At 61.5% G+C, this 3,760-nt stretch carries 4 protein-coding genes; 3 read left to right on the top strand and 1 reads right to left on the bottom strand.

Going from position 1 to position 3,760, the window contains the following annotated elements:
- Window positions 1-223, top strand: a 223-nt coding sequence (locus I5W_RS06890) for a GntT/GntP/DsdX family permease (protein ID WP_044528674.1), incomplete at its 5' end; no start/stop codon positions are given.
- Window positions 224-320: 97 nt separating this feature from the next.
- On the opposite strand, the gene I5W_RS06895 is transcribed toward I5W_RS06890, so the two are convergent.
- Complete coding sequence (locus I5W_RS06895) at window positions 321-845, bottom strand: hypothetical protein (protein WP_044528675.1); 525 nt, start codon at window positions 843-845, stop codon at window positions 321-323.
- 209 nt (window positions 846-1,054) lie between these two features.
- Between I5W_RS06895 and rpsO the strand changes: the two genes are divergently transcribed.
- Window positions 1,055-1,324: a 30S ribosomal protein S15 gene (rpsO, locus tag I5W_RS06900; RefSeq protein WP_006712917.1), complete on the top strand. Its 270-nt coding sequence runs from the start codon at window positions 1,055-1,057 to the stop codon at window positions 1,322-1,324.
- Between the two features lie 304 nt (window positions 1,325-1,628).
- The coding region (pnp, locus tag I5W_RS06905; RefSeq protein WP_044528676.1) for a polyribonucleotide nucleotidyltransferase at window positions 1,629-3,760 on the top strand (2,132 nt) is incomplete at its 3' end.

Genomic DNA, 3,760 nt, shown 5'->3' on the forward strand with positions numbered 1-3,760 from the left:
CGCCATCGTCTCCACCGTCGGTGGCGTGCGCCCGGAACTGATGGTGCTGGCCACCGGCGCTGGCTCGCTGATCCTGTCGCACGTCAATGACGGCGGTTTCTGGCTGGTCAAGGAATACTTCAACATGACCGTGCCGCAGACCTTCAAGACCTGGACCGTGATGGAAACCCTGGTCTCGGTGCTGGCGTTGCTGTTTACGCTGGCGTTGGCGACTGTGATCTGAGGTCAAAGCTCAGATATCAAAGCGTAGAGCTCAAAACGAAAAGGCTGCCCGGAGTGATCCAGGCAGCCTTTTTTCTTTGGCAGGAATGGGCTGCCGCCTAGAAGCGGAAGCGCGAATCGTCAAAGCGCGGGTCGGGGCCGTTCTCGACCTTTTCCACGATGCCCTGGTCGTTGAAGTAGATCGTCATCTGCGAATTCCACACGCCGCTTTCCTTGTAGCCATAGTTCCAGGCCTCGAAGGGGATGCGGGCATAGCGCGTCACTTCGGTGGGGCGGCCGACCCGGCGCAGCACGTCGAGCTTGGTGTCCTGCTTGGGACGGATCGCGCGGAAATTCTCGATGGTCCAGACTTGCGCATAGGAAATCAGGCGATGGTCGGGGCCGATGCGGGCCAGGTACTGGTACTGGCCGAAGGCACCGGCGGCGTATTCGAAGACGCGCACGTTGCCATCGGGATACACATTGGTGGGTGGTCCCAGGCGGGCGACCACCTGGTCTTCCGGTTCACCCGGTTGCACCGGTGGTTGCAGCAGCGAGGCGCAGCCGGCCAGGCTGGCGGCGGCCAGCAGAGCGGCTGCCAGGCGCGGGCGGAGGCGCTGGAAGAGGAAAGCGGGGTGTTGCATGGGGACTCCTGGTCTGGTTGTCATTCCTGCATGGCAAGGCCGACTGCTGCGCCAGCGCGACGCGGGTGTCTGCCAATGTTGGTAGGAATGGTTTTTTACTATATAATTTCGCGTCCGGTCGTTTTGGCCGGATTCTCATTTTTTTGTTCACGGTATGCAGGGCAGGACATTTTCCGATGCTCCGCACACCGCTTGTGAAAGGTAAAGCAATGTCCATCGAAAAAGCAGCCAAGGCTGCCATTATCTCCGAAAACGCCCGCGGCACGAACGACACCGGTTCTCCGGAAGTCCAAGTGGCGCTGCTGACCGCACGCATCAACGACCTGAACGGCCACTTCAAGGCCCACGTCAAGGATCACCACTCCCGTCGTGGCCTGATCAAGATGGTCAACCGTCGCAAGAGCCTGCTGTCCTACCTGAAGAACAAGGACGCTGATCGTTACCGCGCCCTGATCGAAAAACTCGGTCTGCGTAAGTAATTTGACTCCGCGTCTTGGCCTCGGGGTCTTCACCCCGGACCACCACGAAATGCCTGCGTCACTCGTTGACGCGGGCATTTTGTTTTTTGCGATTCCGCAAGCTCAGGTGTAAGCCTGGCGGGCAAGCGCACAGAATGCATCCTTGTTTCATCGCGGCGGCTTGCATTGCCGCGTTCGTCGTGAGTGACCGGTTTCGCCGGCCACTGTGGTGAGGTGAACGACAGCGCCTGAAAATCTGTCGGCAAAAGGAAGCCGTGCACCGCGGACACAGTCGGGGCCGGCTCCATAAAAGAAAGGAAATACCGTGTTCAATAAAGTAAGCAAGACCTTCCAGTATGGTCAGCATCAAGTGACCCTGGAAACCGGCGAAATCGCTCGCCAGGCTTCTGGCGCCGTGGTGGTGTCGGTGGAAGACACCGTCATCCTGGCCACCGTGGTGGCCCGCAAGGAAGCCAAGCCCGGCCAGGACTTCTTCCCCCTGACCGTCGACTACATCGAAAAGACCTATGCAGCCGGCCGTATCCCCGGTGGTTTCTTCAAGCGTGAAGGCAAGCCTTCCGAAAAGGAAACCCTGACCTCGCGCCTGATCGATCGTCCGATCCGCCCGCTGTTCCCGGAAGGCTACTTGAACGAAGTGCAGGTGATCATCCATGTGCTGTCGGTGAACCCTGAAATCGATCCGGACATCCCCGCCATGATCGGCGCCTCGGCTGCCCTGTCGCTGGCCGGCATCCCCTTCAATGGCCCGGTGGGCGCTGCTCGCGTGGGTTACATCGATGGCCAGTACGTGCTGAACCCGACCACCTCGCAACTGAAGTCCTCGCAACTGGACCTGGTGGTGGCCGGTACCGAAACCGCCGTGCTGATGGTGGAATCCGAAGCCGATCAACTGTCCGAAGAAGTCATGCTGGGCGCCGTCGTGTTTGGTCACGACCAGTCCAAGGCCGTCATCGAAGCCATCCACGCCCTGGTGCGTGACGGCGGCAAGCCGGAAGTCCAGTGGACTGCCCCGGCCAAGAATGAAGCCCTGATCGCACGCGTGGCGCAACTGGCCGAAGGCCCGCTGCGCGAAGCCTACCAGACCAAGGACAAGCAAGCCCGTACCGAAAAGCTGAAGGCTGTCTCGGCCCAGGTCAACGAAGCCCTGATCGCTGAAGCCGCTGCCAACAACGGCGTGGCCGCTGACGCTGCCGAAGTCGGTTCCATCCTGTTCGACCTGGAAGCCAAGATCGTGCGTTCGCAGATCCTGGAAGGCGAACCCCGCATCGACGGTCGCGACACCCGCACCGTGCGTCCGATCTCGATCCGTACCGGCGTGCTGCCGCGTACCCACGGTTCGGCCCTGTTCACCCGTGGCGAAACCCAAGCCCTGGTCATCGCGACCCTGGGTACTGCCCGTGACGAACAGAAGATCGACGGCCTGCTGGGCGAGTACTCCGATCGCTTCATGCTCCACTACAACATGCCTCCGTTCGCCACCGGCGAAACCGGTCGCGTGGGCACCCCCAAGCGCCGCGAAATCGGCCACGGCCGCCTGGCCAAGCGCGCGCTGATCGCCGCGCTGCCGGCCGCTGACGAGTTCAGCTACTCGGTGCGCCTGGTCTCGGAAATCACCGAGTCCAACGGTTCCTCCTCGATGGCCTCGGTGTGCGGCGGCTGCCTGGCACTGATGGACGCCGGCGTGCCGATGAAGTCGCACGTGGCTGGTATCGCCATGGGCCTGATCAAGGAAGGCAACAAGTTTGCCGTGCTGACCGACATCCTGGGCGACGAAGATCACCTGGGCGACATGGATTTCAAGGTGGCCGGTACTGCCAATGGCATCACCGCCCTGCAGATGGACATCAAGATCCAGGGCATCACCAAGGAAATCATGCAGGTCGCGCTGGAGCAGGCCAAGGAAGGCCGCCACCACATCCTGGGCAAGATGCAGGAAGCCGTGCCGGCTGGTCGTGCCGAGCTGTCCGACTTCGCTCCGCGCCTGATCACCATCAAGATCAACCCGGAAAAGATCCGTGACGTGATCGGCAAGGGCGGCGCAGTCATTCGCGCGCTGACCGAAGAAACCGGCACCCAGATCGACATCAGCGACGAAGGCGTGGTCACCATCGCCTCCGTGGATGCGTCGGCTGGCCAGGAAGCCAAGCGCCGCATCGAAGAGCTGACCGCTTCCGTGGAAGTGGGCAAGATCTACGAAGGCACCGTCCTGAAGCTGCTGGACTTCGGCGCCATCGTCCAGGTCCTGCCGGGCAAGGATGGTCTGCTGCACATCAGCCAGATCGCCAACGAGCGCGTCAATGCCGTGGCCGACTACCTCAAGGAAGGCCAGCAAGTGCGCGTCAAGGTTCTGGAAACCGATGACCGCGGTCGTCTGAAGCTGTCCATGAAGGCGGCCCAGGCGAAGAAGGCGACGCTGCCCTCCGCAGAAGCGCAGAT

This window comes from Herbaspirillum sp. B65 (genome assembly GCF_000333555.1).
GTDB classification, from domain to species: Bacteria; Pseudomonadota; Gammaproteobacteria; order Burkholderiales; family Burkholderiaceae_D; genus Herbaspirillum; species Herbaspirillum rubrisubalbicans.